Below are 16,143 nucleotides of genomic sequence, written 5' to 3' on the forward strand. Positions count from 1 at the left end.
TCTGTGGCAGGGTAAGTTCCTCTTTTGCATACCCTTTCAATTTGCTATCCTGTCCTTGTTGTCTGTAGGGTTATTGGCAACGTATAAAACTATAAGGAGAGAAGCAATGTCGTTCGAATTACCTGCACTACCGTATGCAAAAGACGCCCTGGCCCCGCATATTTCCGCGGAAACCCTGGAGTACCATTACGGCAAGCATCACCAGACCTATGTCACCAACCTGAATAACCTGATCAAGGGCACCGATTTTGAAGGCAAAACGCTGGAAGAGATCGTGCGCAGTTCAGACGGCGGCGTATTCAACAACGCCGCACAGGTGTGGAACCACACCTTCTACTGGCACTGCCTGGCCCCGAATGCAGGCGGAGAACCTGACGGTGAGCTGGCGGCAGCGATTAACGCCGCGTTCGGCAGTTTCGCGGATTTTAAAGCGAAGTTTACTGACGCAGCCGTTAAAAACTTTGGCTCCGGCTGGACCTGGCTGGTAAAAGAGGCTGATGGCAAACTGGCTATCGTTTCCACTTCTAATGCGGGTACCCCTCTGACCACCAGCGCCACGCCGCTGATGACCGTGGACGTATGGGAACACGCCTATTACATTGATTACCGTAATGCGCGCCCGAACTACCTGGAACACTTCTGGGCACTGGTTAACTGGGAATTTGTTGCGAAGAACTTCGCCGCGTAAGAGACACGCAGAAGGGGCAGCCCTTCTGCGTTTTTGTTTATTCCGCCGTACACACCGCTTGAGGCTGTTTACGACCAGACATTATCACCAGCAGCAGGCCGAGTGCGGCAATGATCGCCCCCATCACCGGCACAAAGCTGTAACCCAAACCACCGGAGATCACCGCCCCGCCCGCTGCGGCCCCCAGCGCATTGCCCAGGTTAAACGCACCGATATTCACCGATGAAGAGAGCCCCGGCGCTTCGTGTGCAACGCGCATTACGCGCATCTGCAACGGTGGCACCACGGCAAAGGTTGCGGCGCCCCACACCACCATGGCAATCGCGGCACCCACTTCGTTACGCGCCAGCCACGGAATCGCCACCATGATGACAATCAGCAGCGTTAAAAAACCTTTCAGCGTCCCACTCACGGAGCGGTCGGCAAATTTCCCGCCGAGATAGTTGCCAATCGAGAACCCGACACCAATCAGCACCAGCATCGCGGTAACAAAGAGTGGCGTTGCGTGGGTTATGTCGTGCAGCACCGGGGAGATATAGGTGTAGAGCGTAAACATCGCCCCGGCCCCCAGCACCGTGGTGAGCAGCGCGGACAACACCTGAGGACGCATCAGCACCGCCAGCTCTTTACGTACTTCCGGACGTTCTCCAGCACTTCCTTTCGGCAGTGAGAAAAACAGCGCAACCATCGCGACCACGCCCAGTCCGGCGGTTGCGAGGAAAGACATACGCCAGCCGATGGCTTCTCCCAGCCAGGTGGCGGCGGGAACGCCGCCGATATTAGCGATGGTGAGGCCCATAAACATAGTGGCTACCGCGCTGGCCTGCTTATGTTTTGGCACCACGCTGGCAGCAACAACCGAGCCCAGTCCGAAGAAGGCGCCATGGTTGAGGCTGGTAAGAATGCGCGAAAGCATCAGAGTGGTGTAATCGGGCGAAATCGCGGAAAACACATTGCCGAGAGTGAAAATCGCCATCAGGAAAATCAGCGCGTTACGGCGCGCACGGTGCGAAAGCAGCAGCGTCATCAGCGGCGCGCCCACCATCACGCCGATCGCGTAGGCGCTAATTAACATACCGGCCGCAGGGATAGAGACGTCCACCCCCCGGGCGATAACAGGCAATAACCCCATCGGGGAGAATTCAGTGGTGCCAATCCCAAAGGCGCCAATCGCCAGGGCCAGCAGGGGAAAATTGATTTTCATGAAGAGACTCCGGATACCGTGCCATAACCCGGCACAGAACTAAGAAGTCAAAAGCATGACATCAATCACAAAAAATGAGAAGTTAACATTTTGGCAAAAGATTTTTGCCGGAGAGGTAACAATAGCGGCAAGAGAGGGAGAAGGTTCTCCCTCCGCCTGAATCAGTGCAGTGCAGCGGTTAAACCACCGGCAACAATCAGAGCAAGAACAACAATGGTGGTAAACAGCGAAAACTTCAGATCGGTACTCATCAATTTTTCTCCTTTTATTCACCCTACGAAAAGTGAGCTTGCTCATTTTTACACAGTTCAGGTCAAAAATCTTCCAGGATTTAAACGGATATCCACTTTACCTCTTCCCCTTTTCATCAAGATAGGACAAAATTCCACGCTAAATTTATTAGCGTACCGGCCACTGACCCCCTCCTGACGTCCTGTGTCGTTTTCCCGGCGTGTCGCAACTCATGTTTGCGTAATAAGGGTGAGAGAAGGCAAACGTTTACCTTCAATTTTTTCAGGTGCTTAGGGTATGGTCTGGAGTGACATTTAATGGCAACAATTAAAGACGTAGCAAAACGCGCAAACGTTTCCACTACAACCGTATCACATGTTATTAACAAAACGCGTTTCGTCGCTGAAGAGACGCGTAATGCCGTCTGGGCGGCAATCAAAGAACTGCACTACTCGCCAAGTGCCGTCGCCCGCAGCCTGAAGGTTAATCACACCAAATCGATTGGCCTGCTGGCCACCAGCAGTGAAGCGGCCTATTTTGCTGAAATCATCGAAGCCGTTGAAAAAAACTGCTTCCAGAAAGGCTATACCCTGATTCTGGGCAATGCGTGGAACAACATTGAAAAACAGCGCGCTTACCTGTCAATGATGGCGCAAAAGCGCGTCGACGGCCTGCTGGTAATGTGTTCTGAATACCCTGAGTCGGTCCTTTCCATGCTGGAAGAGTATCGCCACATTCCGATGGTAGTCATGGACTGGGGCGAGGCGCGCGCAGACTTCACCGACTCCGTTATTGATAACGCCTTTGAAGGCGGCTACATGGCGGGGCGTTATCTGGTAGAACGCGGTCATCGTGAAATTGGCGTGATCCCGGGTCCTCTGGAGCGTAACACCGGTGCTGGCCGTCTGGCCGGTTTCATGAAAGCGATGGAAGAGGCGCTGATCACCGTGCCGGAAAACTGGATTGTTCAGGGCGACTTCGAGCCGGAGTCAGGCTATCGCGCCATGCAGCAGATCGTCTCCCAGCCGCATCGCCCTACCGCGGTGTTCTGCGGCGGCGACATCATGGCGATGGGCGCGCTATGCGCGGCAGATGAACTCGGCCTGCGCGTCCCCCAGGATATCTCGGTGATCGGCTATGACAACGTGCGCAACGCCCGCTTCTTTACCCCGGCGCTGACCACCATTCACCAGCCGAAAGATTCGCTGGGTGAAACGGCCTTCAACATGCTGCTGGACAGGATCGTCAACAAGCGTGAACAGTCCCAGTCCATTGAAGTTCACCCGCGCCTGATAGAACGCCGTTCCGTTGCGGACGGTCCGTTCCGCGACTACCGTCGTTAATCACTTTCCGGGGCCAGCTATGCTGGTTCCCGCAACCACTCCCGGTTCAGCGTTTCGCTGTCTCCCAGATAATCCAGCAGCCAGGCCATGGCGGGCGAGACGTCGTTTTGCTGCCACGTCAGACAGCATGCGGCATCCGGGAAGGGGTTTTCCAGCGTCAGAGCCACCCACTCTCCCGCGTCGATGCGCGGGCGCGCAAAATGCACCGGCACCATGCCAACGCACAGCCCCGCGCTCAGACAGGTGGCTGACGACTCCCAGTCCGGCGCGACCACGCGGCGCTGATTATCCAGCAACCAGGTAATGCGCTTGGGCAGCGAGCGGGAGGTATCTTCCAGCACCAGCGAGGGCCAGTTGCGTAATGTGTCATCGCTCAGCGGCCCTTCCAGCGCTGCCAGCGGGTGATCGCGCGCGACCACGCAGGTCCAGCTCAGCATGCCCATGTCGCGAAACGCGTAGCGCCCACCAACCGGGATCGCCTGGGTTGCACCAATCGCCATCTCCGCCCTGCCGTCCGCCAGCGCATCCCAGACGCCGTTGAACACTTCCTGCGAAACACGCAGTTCGACGTCGGAAAAATGACGATAGAAATCGACGATCATCTGCCGGGTCCGCTCCGGCTTAACAATGTTATCCACCGCGATAGCGAGATGCCCGCGCCAGCCGTTGGCGATCTGCTGGCACTGCTCACGGGTGATCTGCATTTTTTTGATGACAGACCGCCCTTCCTTCAAAAACCACGCTCCGGCAGGCGTGAGCTCCACGTCGCGATGACGCCGCTCGAACAGCGGCACCGCCAGCCACGCTTCCAGCTGACGCACCGTGTAACTGATCGCCGAGGGAACGCGATGCAGCTCCTGGGCGGCGCCGGTAAAGCTGCCGTTACGCGCCACGGCATCAACCACTTCAAGGGAATAATCTGACCACATCTTTAGCCTGCAAATTTTTTGAATGCACCCGCCAAATATTAGCGTTTCACAAGCCGCTTTGCACTCCCTACACTCTGCGCCAACGTACACCTGCCTCCTCAGGAGAAAAAAAGTGCAACCCAGGAAAGGATTTTTAGTCTGGCTCGGCGGCTTAAGCGTGCTGGGCTTTTTGGCGACCGATATGTATCTGCCCGCGTTCGCCGCGATGCAGGAAGATTTGCAAACCCCTGCCGCCGCCATCAGCGCCAGTTTGAGTTTGTTCCTCGCCGGTTTTGCTTTTGCGCAATTGCTGTGGGGGCCGCTCTCGGATCGTTTTGGCCGTAAACCCGTCCTGTTGTTGGGGCTGGCGATTTTTGCCGCAGGCTGTCTGGGCATGCTGTGGGTCCGCGATGCCGCCTGGCTGCTGGCGCTGCGCTTTATTCAAGCGGTCGGTGTCTGTGCCGCTGCGGTGACCTGGCAGGCGCTGGTAACCGATTACTACCCCGCCTCGCGCACTAACCGCATATTCGCCACCATTATGCCCCTGGTCGGCCTGTCGCCGGCGCTTGCCCCGTTACTGGGCAGCTGGATCCTGGCGCATTTCGACTGGCAGGCCATTTTCGCCACGCTCTTTGCTATTACGCTGGTCCTGATGCTGCCCGCGTTCGGGCTTAAACCGGCGCATAAAAAAGAGACGCATCCGGACGCGAAGCCCATCACCTTTACCTCTTTACTGCGGTCGAAAGCCTATCGCGGTAACGTGCTGATTTATGCCGCCTGCTCTGCCAGCTTCTTTGCCTGGCTGACCGGTTCGCCGTTCATTCTGCATGACATGGGCTACAGCCCGGCGGCTATCGGCCTGAGCTATGTACCACAGACCATCGCCTTCCTGGTGGGTGGCTATGGCTGTCGCGCCGCGCTGCAAAAATGGGAAGGCCAACAGATGCTGCCCTGGCTGCTGGTGCTGTATGCGCTAAGCGTGATTGCGACCTGGGCTGTCGGCTTTATTCCCGACGCCGGGCTTGCAGAAATTTTGATTCCGTTCTGCGTCATGGCGATCGCTAACGGGGCCATCTACCCTATCGTTGTAGCCCAGGCGTTGCGTCCATTTCCGCAGGCGACAGGCCGCGCTGCCGCGCTGCAAAATACCCTGCAACTTGGCCTGTGCTTCCTGGCAAGTCTCGTGGTCTCTGCGTTGATTGCAACCCCGCTGCTCACCACTACCAGCGTGATGCTGATCACCGTTGCGCTGGCGGGATTGGGCTATCGCATGCAGTCCTCCGCGCTTCGCGAGCAGAATGACAATGCACAAACCGAAACGTCGCACGCCTGATTGCGCGGGAAACTATGTTAAAAACCAGTGATTAGGTGGCTAACAATTTTCTGTTGAATCACCAAATTTTGCGGCTTATACTGAATTTGGTTCGATTAAATACGATAAATATTAAGTGTTAACGGGAGCCGGAGCGCTCCCGTTTTACCATGGAAGGCATTTCGGCAAGGGTTATCTCCCTTCCTCTGTTCTACGTCGGATATTAGCCTCGCGGGCATTTACCGTGAGATTTCTCACAAACCAAAAAAGCGTCTACGCTGTTTTAAGGTTCTGATCACAGCAAGGTGATGGAGAAGCTATGAGTTCATCGTGTATAGAAGAAGTCAGCGTTCCGGACGATAACTGGTCCCGGATCGTCAGTGAACTGTTGGGACGTGCGGGCATTACGATTAATGGCTCATCCCCCTCCGATCCCCAGATAAAGCATCCCGATTTTTTCAAACGCGTGTTACAGGAGGGATCGTTAGGGCTGGGTGAAAGCTATATGGACGGCTGGTGGGAGTGTGAGCGGCTGGATATGTTCTTCTCCAGCGTATTACGCGCCGGTCTTGAAAAACAGCTCCCTCGTCATTTCAAAGATACCTTACGTATCGCCTCCGCCCGCCTGTTCAATCTGCAAAGTAAAAAACGGGCATGGATCGTCGGTAAAGAGCATTACGACCTTGGCAACGATTTGTTCAGCCGTATGCTCGATCCTTTAATGCAGTACTCCTGCGGATACTGGAAAAAAGCGACGACCCTGGAAGAGGCGCAGCAGGATAAGCTGCAACTGATCTGCGATAAATTGCAGTTACAGCCCGGTATGCGTGTGTTGGACATCGGCTGTGGCTGGGGTGGTCTTGCCTGGTTTATGGCGAAAAATTACGGCGTCAGCGTAGTCGGCGTCACGATTTCGGCTGAACAGCAGAAGATGGCGCAGGAACGCTGTCTAGGACTGGATGTTGATATTCGGCTTCAGGACTACCGCGACCTGAATGAGCAGTTCGATCGTATTGTTTCCGTAGGTATGTTCGAGCACGTGGGGCCGAAGAACTACAAGACCTACTTTGAGGTCGCCGATCGTAACCTGAAGCCTGACGGAATTTTCCTGCTACACACCATCGGCTCTAAGCGCACCGATAACAATGTGGACCCCTGGATCAACAAATATATCTTCCCGAATGGCTGTTTACCCTCTGTTCGCCAGATTGCGAACGCCAGCGAACCGCATTTTATTGTGGAAGACTGGCATAACTTCGGCGCAGATTACGACACGACCCTGATGGCCTGGCATGAACGTTTCCAGGCTGCATGGCCTGAAATCGCCGACAACTATTCGGAACGATTCAAACGGATGTTTAGCTATTATCTGAATGCCTGTGCGGGCGCGTTCCGTGCGCGGGATATACAGCTGTGGCAGGTGGTGTTTAGTCGTGGGATTGAGCACGGCTTGCGGGTGGCTCGCTGAAAAAATAACCCCGGTTTCCCGGGGTTAATTTTTATTCTTCTTCCACGGTCTTTATTATCGCCGCCTCTTTCGCCGCCAGCACGCGCTCAACGGTATCCACGACCGCCTGGGTCTGCGGATCAATTTCGATATTTACGCGCTGCCCCAATTTTTTTGCGCCAAGCGTAGTACGTTGCAGCGTTTCAGGAATTAAATGCACGCAAAAACGCGTTGGCGTCACTTCACCGACGGTCAGACTAATCCCATCGATGCCAATAAATCCTTTATAAAGGATGTATTTCATTAATGACGGATCCTGCACCTTGAACCAGATTTGACGGTTATTTTCCGAGGTCACGATTTTCGCCACTTCTGCGGTGGTCATAATATGGCCCGACATCAGATGCCCACCAATCTCATCGCTGAATTTCGCCGCGCGTTCAACGTTGATGATATCTCCTACCACCAGCTCACCCAGGTTAGTGATGCGCAGCGTCTCTTTCATTAAATCAAAGCTAATCTGATTACCGTTAATTTCGGTCACCGTCAGGCAGCAGCCGTTATGCGCTATCGACGCCCCGGTTTCAATGCCGTCGAGCATATATTCAGGCAGCTCAACCACGTGAGTGCGGAAATTCGGTTTTTCATCAATGGACACCACTTTGGCAGTGCCCTGCACAATACCAGTAAACATGCTTACAGCTCCTGTTCATTCCGAACGGCGATGACACCGTATAATCCCACCACAATAACAGTTGAAAAAACAGGTTGCCAGTGATGCGCAATTTCTGGCGATTTTTTCACTAGATAATTAGTTAAACCCCGCTACAATAGCTGGCATCCCTCTGTTTTTTCTTCTTGCTGCCAGTAACGGCGGCCTTTTTAGTCTCTCAAATAACTACAATACAAAGGTGTTCACGTGCAGAAGTATATGATCGAAGCGCGTCAGTTATTGGCACTGGCAATACCGGTGATCGTCGCGCAGGTAGCCCAAACCGCAATGGGATTTGTGGATACGGTAATGGCCGGTGGTTACAGCGCCACCGATATGGCCGCCGTGGCGATCGGAACCTCAATCTGGCTCCCGGCCATTCTGTTTGGTCACGGCCTGCTGCTGGCGCTAACGCCCGTCATCGCACAGCTTAACGGCTCCGGTCGACGTGACCGCGTGGCCCATCAGGTGCGCCAGGGCTTCTGGCTGGCCGGGTTCGTCTCCGTCCTGATTATGATCGTCCTGTGGAACGCCGGGTATATTATTCGCGCCATGCATAATATCGACCCGGCGCTGGCGGATAAGGCGGTCGGTTATCTGCGCGCCCTGCTCTGGGGCGCGCCCGGCTATCTGTTCTTCCAGGTGGCACGTAACCAGTGTGAAGGGCTGGCAAAAACCAAGCCGGGCATGGTGATGGGCTTTATCGGCTTGCTGGTGAACATTCCCGTGAACTATATCTTCATTTACGGTCATTTTGGCATGCCGGAACTCGGCGGCGTGGGCTGCGGCGTGGCGACGGCAGCGGTGTACTGGGTGATGTTCGGAAGCATGCTCACCTACATTAAGCATGCGCGATCCATGCGCGACATTCGCAACGACACCACCTTTAGCACGCCTGACTGGTCGATGTTGACCCGCCTGACACAGCTGGGTCTGCCCATTGCGCTGGCGCTGTTCTTTGAAGTGACGCTGTTTGCCGTCGTCGCCCTGCTGGTCTCGCCGTTAGGGATTATTGATGTGGCAGGCCACCAGATCGCGCTGAACTTCAGCTCTTTGATGTTTGTTCTGCCGATGTCGCTGGCGGCTGCGGTGACGATTCGCGTGGGCTTCCGTCTGGGGCAAGGTTCTACGCTGGATGCGCAAACGGCTGCCCGCACCGGGCTGGGCGTCGGCGTCTGCATGGCGGTCTGTACCGCCCTCTTTACCGTGCTGTTGCGTGAGCAAATTGCCCTGCTCTATAACGACAACCCGGAGGTAGTGACTCTGGCCTCGCACCTGATGCTGCTGGCGGCCATTTATCAGATCTCTGACTCCATCCAGGTCATTGGCAGCGGCGTGCTGCGTGGGTATAAAGATACGCGTTCCATCTTCTTTATCACCTTTATCGCTTACTGGGTGCTGGGTCTGCCGTGCGGGTACATTCTGGCGCTCACGGATCTGGTGGTGGATCGCATGGGGCCAGCCGGATTCTGGATGGGCTTTATCATCGGCTTAACGTCTGCGGCCATTATGATGATGCTGCGCATGCGTTTCCTGCAACGTCAGCCCTCTACGGTTATTTTGCAGCGCGCTGCACGTTAATGACCCTGTAGCCGCCGGCTGGCGGCTACTTTCTCTTCACTTTGCGCGGTAATGAAGCAATCGCGTGAAATCAGAGAGAAAAATGCATTTTCCCTCTTGCCACCTTGGTGCTGTGCCGCTAATATTCGTCCCCGTTGTCACCGACAACACAATGCGTTCATAGCTCAGTTGGTTAGAGCACCACCTTGACATGGTGGGGGTCGTTGGTTCGAGTCCAATTGAACGCACCATCTTGCGTCTGTAGCTCAGTTGGTTAGAGCACCACCTTGACATGGTGGGGGTCGATGGTTCGAGTCCATTCAGACGCACCAATCTGTTTTCTCTCACATTTCATTCCCGTTCAGCCTCATGCAGAGGCAGCAAACCTTTTAAGCACATCGAAAGTGACCTCCAGCCCGCGCGTACCGGGAAAAGCGGAATGGCATAAGCCCCATCAGGTTAGCAAAACGCCCGGCGTTTGCCGGGCGTGAAAACAACGTCAGTCAACGATTACGGCTTATGTTCAATCGCTGGGTTGTTGTTGATGGCGATGCGCTGCGGTTTCTCTTCTTCCGGGATATCCTGGTGTAATTCAATTGCCAGTAAGCCGTTTTCCAGCGAAGCGCCGGTCACTTTCACATGCTCCGGCAGACTATAGCTGGCCCGGAAGTCGCTGCGGCTGATACCCCGATGGATCCACCCTTCTTCGCCGTTTTCGGTTTTCTCCTCTTCACGTTTACCGCTGATATTCAGCTGACCGCCAACGGTTTCAATTTCCAGTTCGCTCTCTTTCCAGCCCGGCACGCTGAGCGTCAGTTCATAGCGGTTATCGCCCAGCCGCCGGATATTGTAAGAAGGCGTGGAGGGCAACGGCGTACTGCCGGTTAGCTGGCTAAAAAGGCGATCGATACGGTTAAAACGGTCCGCAAACAGAGAGTCGGAGAGATCGTTCAACACGGGAAAGTTTCTGAGAGTCATCATGTACCTCCTGAACAGTAAAAAAGAATATTCAAAAAGTTCATGTCTTATGGGCAGGTGTTCCTTACCCGCTTTCTATATGAGGTTACCGCAAAATATTTCAACCTCAGGAGCCTGCAAAAATGTAGCTGGAACCTAAAAAAGCAACGGGCCGTTAAGCCCGTTGTTCGTTACATCATCGCAGTTCTATTACTCTCGCCCGCTCAGCCTGCTTTCGGTAGTGGTCATATCGCTCCCGGAACCATGCCTGCTGTTTATTACTCATATTGCCGGTCACGGCATCGATATCAACTGGCTGGCCCAGGGCGTACATACGGGCAAAACTGCGTGCCAGAAAATCAAAATTCTTTAATGCGTTTATATCTTGTCGCTTCATTAGCATATCCCTCCAGTCGCTGTGGTTACTGTTCAAGGTCATATGCTTTTCTGATCTCAGTATCCGCCTGAAAAAGATCGATTTTTGAGCGATGTGTGCGCATCCATCTGCCAGTGTTCACATTTCAGGAACGACAAAACTCTTCAGCCCTGGTCATGATTTTCCCTCCCTTTTATCACTCATGCAGAAAACATAAACGCCAGCCATGCAGTAAGTTCGCCACGTATCCGGAAGGTGCGAACGGCGTGCTTTAATGCCATACGCTGTAACAGGTCGCCCAGCGCGTTCAGGTGGGTTTCCACCTGCAAGCGTCTTATCAGTTCGAATATCAGACAAAGAACGTTTACACTGGCGGATTAATACTGATTACCTGAACAAATGGGTAAATGGGTGAATCCGGGCTTGTTGGCCATATAGAGAGGGGCGCATGTAGGTTGCCGCGGTTGTGTATCGAACTGCGCATTGTTTTCTACAACACGCTGCTCCTGGCCTTTCACGGCTATTCTCTTTTTCGTCTGCGCTTTCCTGGCGGAGGGGGAGGGTTTTACCTGCCGGGGCAGTTCGGAGGCACCATAACCTGAACAGAATCGCTTCGACTGGCTCAGACTTCCGTCATTGCAGACAAAACGACCATCCGATGTACAGTGTGCTATGCCACCTTTTGAGCCAGAGCAGGGCTGTCTTCCACGGGCGGCACCAGCCTGCATGTTAAAAAGTACACTGACCGTAAGAAGGAGAATTCTCATTTTCATATCTGTATCCATGATTGACGTCATCATACTCAGGGTATCCCCTCAGCCATTGACCTTTTCGCCAGATAAAATGCAATGACTCATGGCGAAGAAATCAATTATTAATATTTCAGTACCCGCTACAGCACAAGCTCTACAATAACTCATTGAAAAGTAACTCTTTAATGTATCTTTTCTGACCAGGGTAAAATAAATATCTGGTCGTTCATGTTGCCTGCTCGCCCAATTTTCATGAAGTGGTTATTTTCGCAGGCGAAACTCTGCAATATGCATCCTCGCGATGTCGGTAAAAGATGTGGGGTGGTTTTGCGTGCTGAATTTCAAAATTGGCTCACAATCGGGCTGTATTATCCAGATACTGCTGTTGTTTCAGATGACGGATTAATACCCTGCCCTCGGGCATAAACTCCGTGCCGTAGCGCACCAGCCCCACCCCCTTCAGCTCCGCATCAATGGCGTAGCGGAGTTCACCGGGCTGAATCTGTTCCTGCATCACCACATTAATCCGGCTCAGGCGCGGCTCGTATTTCAGCAACACAGCCGACAGTGTGGTAATCAGCTGGTGGGCGGTCCCGGGCATTCCCTGGAGGATTTTTGTCATATCCGGCAGACCGTAGTCCGGCAGGTGAGCCAGCGTACCGGCGCGGCAGTTGAGGATGCGCTGCATGTTATCGAGTACTGATAAAATCAGCTGGTTCTCCTCACTGACACTGTGCAGGTCAAGCCCGCCGGCGAAGTTACCGTACAGCATGTCATACAGAGACGGACGCGGCATCATTCCCCCTCCAGCGGTTTCAGCGTCAGACGATTATTACTGACTTCGATAACCCGCGCCTTATCCGGGTCAAGGTCGTCACGGGTCAGGGTAATACGCCAGGTATCATTTACCTGGTCCGGTGCCATAAACATCCCCGCCACCGCCACAACCTGCGCGCTCTCTTCCATCGGCATATCCAGCGTCACCGATTCGCCAGGGCGCAGGCGGATATCCTTTTCCGCCACAAGATCGGCTTTAATGGCCTGAGTGTCACTGGCGAACAGCGACGGATAATCAGTACTGTCAAACGCCTTACGCTCTTTAAGCTGGTAAATTCGCACCACCGTTGCCAGCGATGCCCCCTTCGCGTTGTTGTTCACCCCTTCGCGCGCCTGAATATCCAGGTGAAGAGTTTTCACCTGTCTGTAAAAAATGGACTTCGTGACGGCGACGGTGCCATCCGTCACTTTCTGCGTCAGACCGCAGCCGGTTAACAGGGTCGCCAGAGTGATTGCCAGCGCTTTACCAGCGGTAATCGCCATCTTCATCGTTTTTCCTTCGCTGAATGTTTTCCCGGACGCGCTGAAAGCGTCCAGGGTGAATGGTGATAATGTCGTTTCTGTTCTGTTGCGGATTAAGGGGACGCAGCACTGCCGTGCGCCCGACCTGCGCGATCTGTTCCGCATTGCAGGACAGCCGCGCATCCGGCAGCAAATGCCGGGCAACGCATAACTGCATACGTACATCCAGGTGCGCGCCCAGCCACACGTGCAGCAGCGCCATCAGGTCAGCGTGCAGGTCACCGCCCGGCAGCCAGCCCCGGATCTCTTCCGGGTTGTCCGTGCTCAGGCGCAACAGCACCTGGCCGTTCACATCCGTGGCATGCGTGCCCATCACCGGCCGGTGCTTCAGGCTGACCGGCTGGCATGTACTCATCGCAACCGGCTGCTTCAGCGGGATACGGCAGCGGTCATGGTGATAAACCTGCGTGCGCGTATCCGGTGCCAGCAGCCGCACCAGCGCCCCCATTCCCTCCGCCGTCCGTCCCGGCAGCATCATCACCGGCAGCAGCGCCAGAAATCGCGACAGCGGCGTACCGGCTGCCTGAGCGCAGCCGGGTATCCCCAGCCCCGCCAGGCCCAGCAGGTATTGTGACGTGTTGTCAGCGCCGCCGGCCTTAAAGGTGGCCGGGTAGAACAGGTTCATCACGTCCCGGTGCGCCTTTTCCACTTCATCCAGCAGCACCACGCTGTACGGGCGCTTACGGACGGCTTCGGTCAGAATGCCGCCCTGGCCGTAACTCCGGTGTGACGGTAAACCACTGCGCCTCTTCTTTAGAGTGAAGGTCAGGTGGCGACACCCAGGCCACGCTCCATACCGGCGGAACACCGTTCAGCCAGTTCCGGCACTGCGTAATACTGCGTCGCCAGCCACGGAGCGTCTGCGCCAGTGCCTCTTCCGACGTCTGCTGTTCCGGTATCAGCGCCAGCAATACCGAGACCTGCGACACCAGCGCCGGACGGACAGCCGCCAGATGCTGCGCCAGCAGCGGCAGCTGTTCTGCGTTTTGCGCGTGTATGTACCAGCCCTGACGGGTTTCACGATAAACGGTATCGGGAGGGAACAGGCTGGTCGTATCGCCGCAGGCCAGCACCACCGCACCCTGAAAATCTTCCGGGGGCAGGACATGCTCCGTTACCGGTATGACGAACTGGCGACGCCGCCACCGATGCCATAGCGCCGCGCCGCAGACCAGCAGAATACAGATGCTAAGCACAGAACGGCTGACGGTGGAAAGCGGCCAGAAACCCACGACCAGCCACAGGGCAAGGACAGCAGCAAACAGTGTGAGTAGCGTTCGGGTGAGTTGACGCATCCGTTATCCCTGCCCCGCAATCTGCGCCACCATCTGCGACAGCACAGAGGAGAAGGTGAACCACAGCGCCGCCAGCACCACCACGCCCGCCGCCCAGCCCAGCCAGTACATCCGGCGTCCGCTGCGCAGGCGGGATGCCCTGACCACCACAGGCGTTTCCTGGGTCAGCGCAAACGGCGGTACGCGCTCACTGAGCGCGCGCACCACATCCTCACGCCGCTCATCATCCTGCGTGCGGTACTGGCCGGTGAAGCCCAGTTGCAGAGTGCGGTACAGACAGGTCAGCACTGCCACATCCGGCGCAGGTTCGCGCAGGGCCGTACGGATACGCTCCCATAGCTCTTCTCCTGCATTCAGGGTACGGAAAAACCGCGCCTGAAGTGGGTCTTTTCGCCACTGGCGGTAACCGTCATCCTGTTTATCCCGGTTCAGCACGCTCTCATCCATCAGGGCGCAGTACGCATACAGCATATGTTCGCAGGACGTGGTGCTGAACCCGGCTTTGTTCAGTGATTCACGCGCGGCGTTCACCCACCGGCAGGCCCGTCGGTACAGCGCTTCGCCGTCCTTTACCTCCTGGCCGCTGCGCAACTGGCTGACCATCAGCCAGCCCGGATAAAACGTTTTGTTTATCAGGTCAATGTCGGCATCGTTCATGAGCGCAGCACCGCAAACAGTTCAAGTTTCACCTCACCGAGGGTGCCCGGCGTATAGAAGGTACAGTTCCCGGCTTCCAGCATGGCACGAGCAGCATCGGTGGACAGATCCAGCGCGAAATACTGATTTTCCAGGCGCAGCGGGATGGCCGCCGGAACGTGACTCAGCGGTTTAATCACCATCCCGCTCAGGGCGATATTCACCACCTCAGAGACATCATCGTGGCTGCCCGCCTTGCACAGTTGCGGGAAGCGCGTCTGGAGTTCGTGGTTTGGCATGGCGGAGCGCACGGAGAGATAGAAATCGGCCCCTTCACGCAGCCTCGCGTCGTGCAGCTTCCCGCGCCAGATTTCCCGGTCTTCGCCCTGTTTCAGTTCAATAGCGATCACGCGCGACGGCAGACTGGCTTCAAGGAGACTATCAAGCAGGGTAAACAGCGGCGGGAACACCGTTTCCGGCGCGTCATGCCGATAGGGGGGAATGGCGTCCACATCATGTTCAAGCGAAAAGGTCAGCAGGCTGCCGGCAAGGCGGGCCAGCTCGCGGTACAGCAGTTCCGGATGGCGGGACGGCGCCTGGTGCAGCTCCGTCAGTACCGGCTCAACGCTGTTGAGGGCGTTCAGCAACCAGAACAGCGATACATCGGCCACCGCGAAGTCCGCCATCCGCTCGTTGCTTTCACGGCGCATTGCCATCAGGCGCTTACGCCGGGCCGCAAGGCGGTGCAGCAAATCACTCAGTTCGCTGAGCAGTAACGGGCTGGCAGATAAAGAGAGCAGCGGCGGAATAAAGCTCCGCTCCAGTACCCACTGCCCCTGCGCGTTTCGCATCAGTCTCGCCACCGGGCAGGTAAGCCAGGCGCTGTTTTCCTGAGTCGACAGCCGCAGCGTCAGGGCATGACGAAGTACCGTCAGTTCACTGCGCTCATGCCCGGCCAGTTCCTGCACCGTCACCCGTTCAGACTGCCAGCGGCGCGGACGGGCACTGTCCTGCCCGTCATCCAGATTACCGCCGTTGGCGCTGAGGAGTGGCAGACACAGCAGCACTTCAACTGCATCACTCCCCGCCGCTGATAAATCACAGACCGGCGGCAGGTTATCCGCCAGATCTGTGTCCACCAGCGTACCATCCGCAAAGCGCACGCAAAGCCGGGTGGCATTCAGCCGTGAAAGGGCCAGAGCGCCTTCGTCGAACTCCGCACACAGCACACCCCACGGGTGCGCCAGCGCCATCCGGGCCACGGTGTCGGCCACATGTGCATCCCAGCGGGCCTGCTGCTGGAACTGCTGCGGGGCCAGGAAGGCCCCGTCTTCCCATAACGGACGATAAATTTTCATCCCTG

The 16,143-nt window shown here is 55.9% G+C and carries 16 protein-coding genes, 2 tRNA genes and 2 pseudogenes; 7 read left to right on the forward strand and 13 right to left on the reverse strand.

Annotation, left to right across the window (positions count from 1 at the left end; all coding sequences use genetic code 11):
* Positions 1-106: 106 nt before the first annotated feature.
* On the forward strand, positions 107-688 hold the full coding sequence (gene sodB, locus SK53_RS05895; RefSeq protein WP_003857629.1) for a superoxide dismutase [Fe]: 582 nt from the start codon (positions 107-109) through the stop codon (positions 686-688).
* Positions 689-725: 37 nt separating this feature from the next.
* Here the strand turns inward: sodB and SK53_RS05900 are convergent, their stop codons facing one another.
* Together SK53_RS05900 and SK53_RS23545 are read right to left on the reverse strand one after the other, a co-directional pair.
* The gene (locus SK53_RS05900) at positions 726-1,892 is read right to left on the reverse strand and encodes an MFS transporter (protein WP_003857631.1); all 1,167 of its coding nucleotides are present in this window, start codon (positions 1,890-1,892) and stop codon (positions 726-728) included.
* 161 nt (positions 1,893-2,053) lie between these two features.
* Complete coding sequence (locus SK53_RS23545) at positions 2,054-2,143, reverse strand: cytochrome bd-I oxidase subunit CydH (RefSeq protein WP_003857632.1); 90 nt, start codon at positions 2,141-2,143, stop codon at positions 2,054-2,056.
* A 297-nt stretch (positions 2,144-2,440) separates the two neighbouring features.
* Here SK53_RS23545 and purR point away from each other — a divergent pair, with 297 nt between their 5' ends.
* Positions 2,441-3,466: an HTH-type transcriptional repressor PurR gene (gene purR, locus SK53_RS05910; RefSeq protein ID WP_003857634.1), complete on the forward strand. Its 1,026-nt coding sequence runs from the start codon at positions 2,441-2,443 to the stop codon at positions 3,464-3,466.
* Between the two features lie 17 nt (positions 3,467-3,483).
* On the opposite strand, the gene punR is transcribed toward purR, so the two are convergent.
* Complete coding sequence (punR, locus tag SK53_RS05915) at positions 3,484-4,395, reverse strand: DNA-binding transcriptional activator PunR (protein WP_003857638.1); 912 nt, start codon at positions 4,393-4,395, stop codon at positions 3,484-3,486.
* Positions 4,396-4,507: 112 nt separating this feature from the next.
* On the opposite strand from punR, the gene punC reads away from it, so the two are divergent.
* Positions 4,508-5,707 (forward strand): purine nucleoside transporter PunC, encoded by a 1,200-nt coding sequence (gene punC / locus SK53_RS05920; protein ID WP_045336562.1) that lies wholly within the window; start codon positions 4,508-4,510, stop codon positions 5,705-5,707.
* A 298-nt stretch (positions 5,708-6,005) separates the two neighbouring features.
* Complete coding sequence (gene cfa / locus SK53_RS05925) at positions 6,006-7,154, forward strand: cyclopropane fatty acyl phospholipid synthase (RefSeq protein ID WP_003857641.1); 1,149 nt, start codon at positions 6,006-6,008, stop codon at positions 7,152-7,154.
* A 31-nt stretch (positions 7,155-7,185) separates the two neighbouring features.
* On the opposite strand, the gene SK53_RS05930 is transcribed toward cfa, so the two are convergent.
* A complete protein-coding gene (locus SK53_RS05930; RefSeq protein WP_003857643.1) occupies positions 7,186-7,827 on the reverse strand; it encodes a riboflavin synthase in 642 nt (213 codons plus the stop codon).
* Positions 7,828-8,052: 225 nt separating this feature from the next.
* On the opposite strand from SK53_RS05930, the gene mdtK reads away from it, so the two are divergent.
* The 3 genes from mdtK to SK53_RS05945 all read left to right on the forward strand — a co-directional run bounded on the left by mdtK (position 8,053) and on the right by SK53_RS05945 (position 9,737).
* The gene (mdtK, locus tag SK53_RS05935; RefSeq protein WP_003857645.1) at positions 8,053-9,426 is read left to right on the forward strand and encodes an MdtK family multidrug efflux MATE transporter; all 1,374 of its coding nucleotides are present in this window, start codon (positions 8,053-8,055) and stop codon (positions 9,424-9,426) included.
* Between the two features lie 153 nt (positions 9,427-9,579).
* Positions 9,580-9,656 (forward strand) — tRNA-Val (locus tag SK53_RS05940).
* A 4-nt stretch (positions 9,657-9,660) separates the two neighbouring features.
* Positions 9,661-9,737 (forward strand) — tRNA-Val (locus SK53_RS05945).
* A 178-nt stretch (positions 9,738-9,915) separates the two neighbouring features.
* On the opposite strand, the gene SK53_RS05950 is transcribed toward SK53_RS05945, so the two are convergent.
* The 9 genes and pseudogenes from SK53_RS05950 to tssK all read right to left on the reverse strand — a co-directional run bounded on the left by SK53_RS05950 (position 9,916) and on the right by tssK (position 16,138).
* A complete protein-coding gene (locus tag SK53_RS05950) occupies positions 9,916-10,386 on the reverse strand; it encodes an Hsp20 family protein (RefSeq protein ID WP_075262510.1) in 471 nt (156 codons plus the stop codon).
* A gap of 172 nt (positions 10,387-10,558) precedes the next feature.
* Positions 10,559-10,759 carry a cell surface composition regulator GlgS gene (gene glgS / locus SK53_RS05955; protein ID WP_022650936.1) on the reverse strand — a complete coding sequence of 67 codons (201 nt, stop codon included), beginning with the start codon at positions 10,757-10,759 and terminating at the stop codon, positions 10,559-10,561.
* A gap of 356 nt (positions 10,760-11,115) precedes the next feature.
* Positions 11,116-11,511 (reverse strand): YdcA family protein, encoded by a 396-nt coding sequence (locus SK53_RS23745; RefSeq protein ID WP_045339057.1) that lies wholly within the window; start codon positions 11,509-11,511, stop codon positions 11,116-11,118.
* Positions 11,512-11,842: 331 nt separating this feature from the next.
* Complete coding sequence (gene tssE / locus SK53_RS05960) at positions 11,843-12,286, reverse strand: type VI secretion system baseplate subunit TssE (RefSeq protein ID WP_003857652.1); 444 nt, start codon at positions 12,284-12,286, stop codon at positions 11,843-11,845.
* Positions 12,286-12,810 (reverse strand): type VI secretion system lipoprotein TssJ, encoded by a 525-nt coding sequence (tssJ, locus tag SK53_RS05965; protein WP_003857655.1) that lies wholly within the window; start codon positions 12,808-12,810, stop codon positions 12,286-12,288. Before tssJ ends, tssE begins: the two co-directional genes overlap by 1 nt.
* Positions 12,791-13,462: pseudogene (locus tag SK53_RS05970) on the reverse strand (type VI secretion system baseplate subunit TssG); the annotation flags it as partial. The pseudogene SK53_RS05970 and the gene tssJ, both read right to left, overlap by 20 nt.
* Positions 13,463-13,556: 94 nt before the next feature.
* A pseudogene (locus SK53_RS05975) lies at positions 13,557-14,144 on the reverse strand (OmpA family protein); the annotation flags it as partial.
* A gap of 3 nt (positions 14,145-14,147) precedes the next feature.
* Entirely contained in the window at positions 14,148-14,801 is a 654-nt protein-coding gene (gene tssL, locus SK53_RS05980) for a type VI secretion system protein TssL, short form (protein ID WP_045347666.1), read from the reverse strand.
* Entirely contained in the window at positions 14,798-16,138 is a 1,341-nt protein-coding gene (gene tssK / locus SK53_RS05985) for a type VI secretion system baseplate subunit TssK (protein WP_048208787.1), read from the reverse strand. Before tssK ends, tssL begins: the two co-directional genes overlap by 4 nt.
* Between the last annotated feature and the right edge of the window lie 5 nt (positions 16,139-16,143).

The organism is Enterobacter sp. MGH119, assembly GCF_001037675.1.
GTDB classification, from domain to species: domain Bacteria; phylum Pseudomonadota; class Gammaproteobacteria; order Enterobacterales; family Enterobacteriaceae; genus Enterobacter; species Enterobacter hormaechei_C.

Excerpts from the sequence above, each read along its gene's own strand:
- sodB (WP_003857629.1), top strand. The coding sequence starts at position 107 with ATGTCGTTCGAATTACCTGCACTACCGTATGCAAAAGACGCCCTGGCC.
- SK53_RS05900 (WP_003857631.1), bottom strand. The coding sequence starts at position 1,892 with ATGAAAATCAATTTTCCCCTGCTGGCCCTGGCGATTGGCGCCTTTGGG.
- SK53_RS23545 (WP_003857632.1), bottom strand. The coding sequence starts at position 2,143 with ATGAGTACCGATCTGAAGTTTTCGCTGTTTACCACCATTGTTGTTCTT.
- purR (WP_003857634.1), top strand. The coding sequence starts at position 2,441 with ATGGCAACAATTAAAGACGTAGCAAAACGCGCAAACGTTTCCACTACA.
- punR (WP_003857638.1), bottom strand. The coding sequence starts at position 4,395 with ATGTGGTCAGATTATTCCCTTGAAGTGGTTGATGCCGTGGCGCGTAAC.
- cfa (WP_003857641.1), top strand. The coding sequence starts at position 6,006 with ATGAGTTCATCGTGTATAGAAGAAGTCAGCGTTCCGGACGATAACTGG.
- SK53_RS05930 (WP_003857643.1), bottom strand. The coding sequence starts at position 7,827 with ATGTTTACTGGTATTGTGCAGGGCACTGCCAAAGTGGTGTCCATTGAT.
- SK53_RS05950 (WP_075262510.1), bottom strand. The coding sequence starts at position 10,386 with ATGATGACTCTCAGAAACTTTCCCGTGTTGAACGATCTCTCCGACTCT.
- glgS (WP_022650936.1), bottom strand. The coding sequence starts at position 10,759 with ATGAAGCGACAAGATATAAACGCATTAAAGAATTTTGATTTTCTGGCA.
- SK53_RS23745 (WP_045339057.1), bottom strand. The coding sequence starts at position 11,511 with ATGAAAATGAGAATTCTCCTTCTTACGGTCAGTGTACTTTTTAACATG.
- tssE (WP_003857652.1), bottom strand. The coding sequence starts at position 12,286 with ATGCCGCGTCCGTCTCTGTATGACATGCTGTACGGTAACTTCGCCGGC.
- tssJ (WP_003857655.1), bottom strand. The coding sequence starts at position 12,810 with ATGGCGATTACCGCTGGTAAAGCGCTGGCAATCACTCTGGCGACCCTG.
- tssL (WP_045347666.1), bottom strand. The coding sequence starts at position 14,801 with ATGAACGATGCCGACATTGACCTGATAAACAAAACGTTTTATCCGGGC.
- tssK (WP_048208787.1), bottom strand. The coding sequence starts at position 16,138 with ATGAAAATTTATCGTCCGTTATGGGAAGACGGGGCCTTCCTGGCCCCG.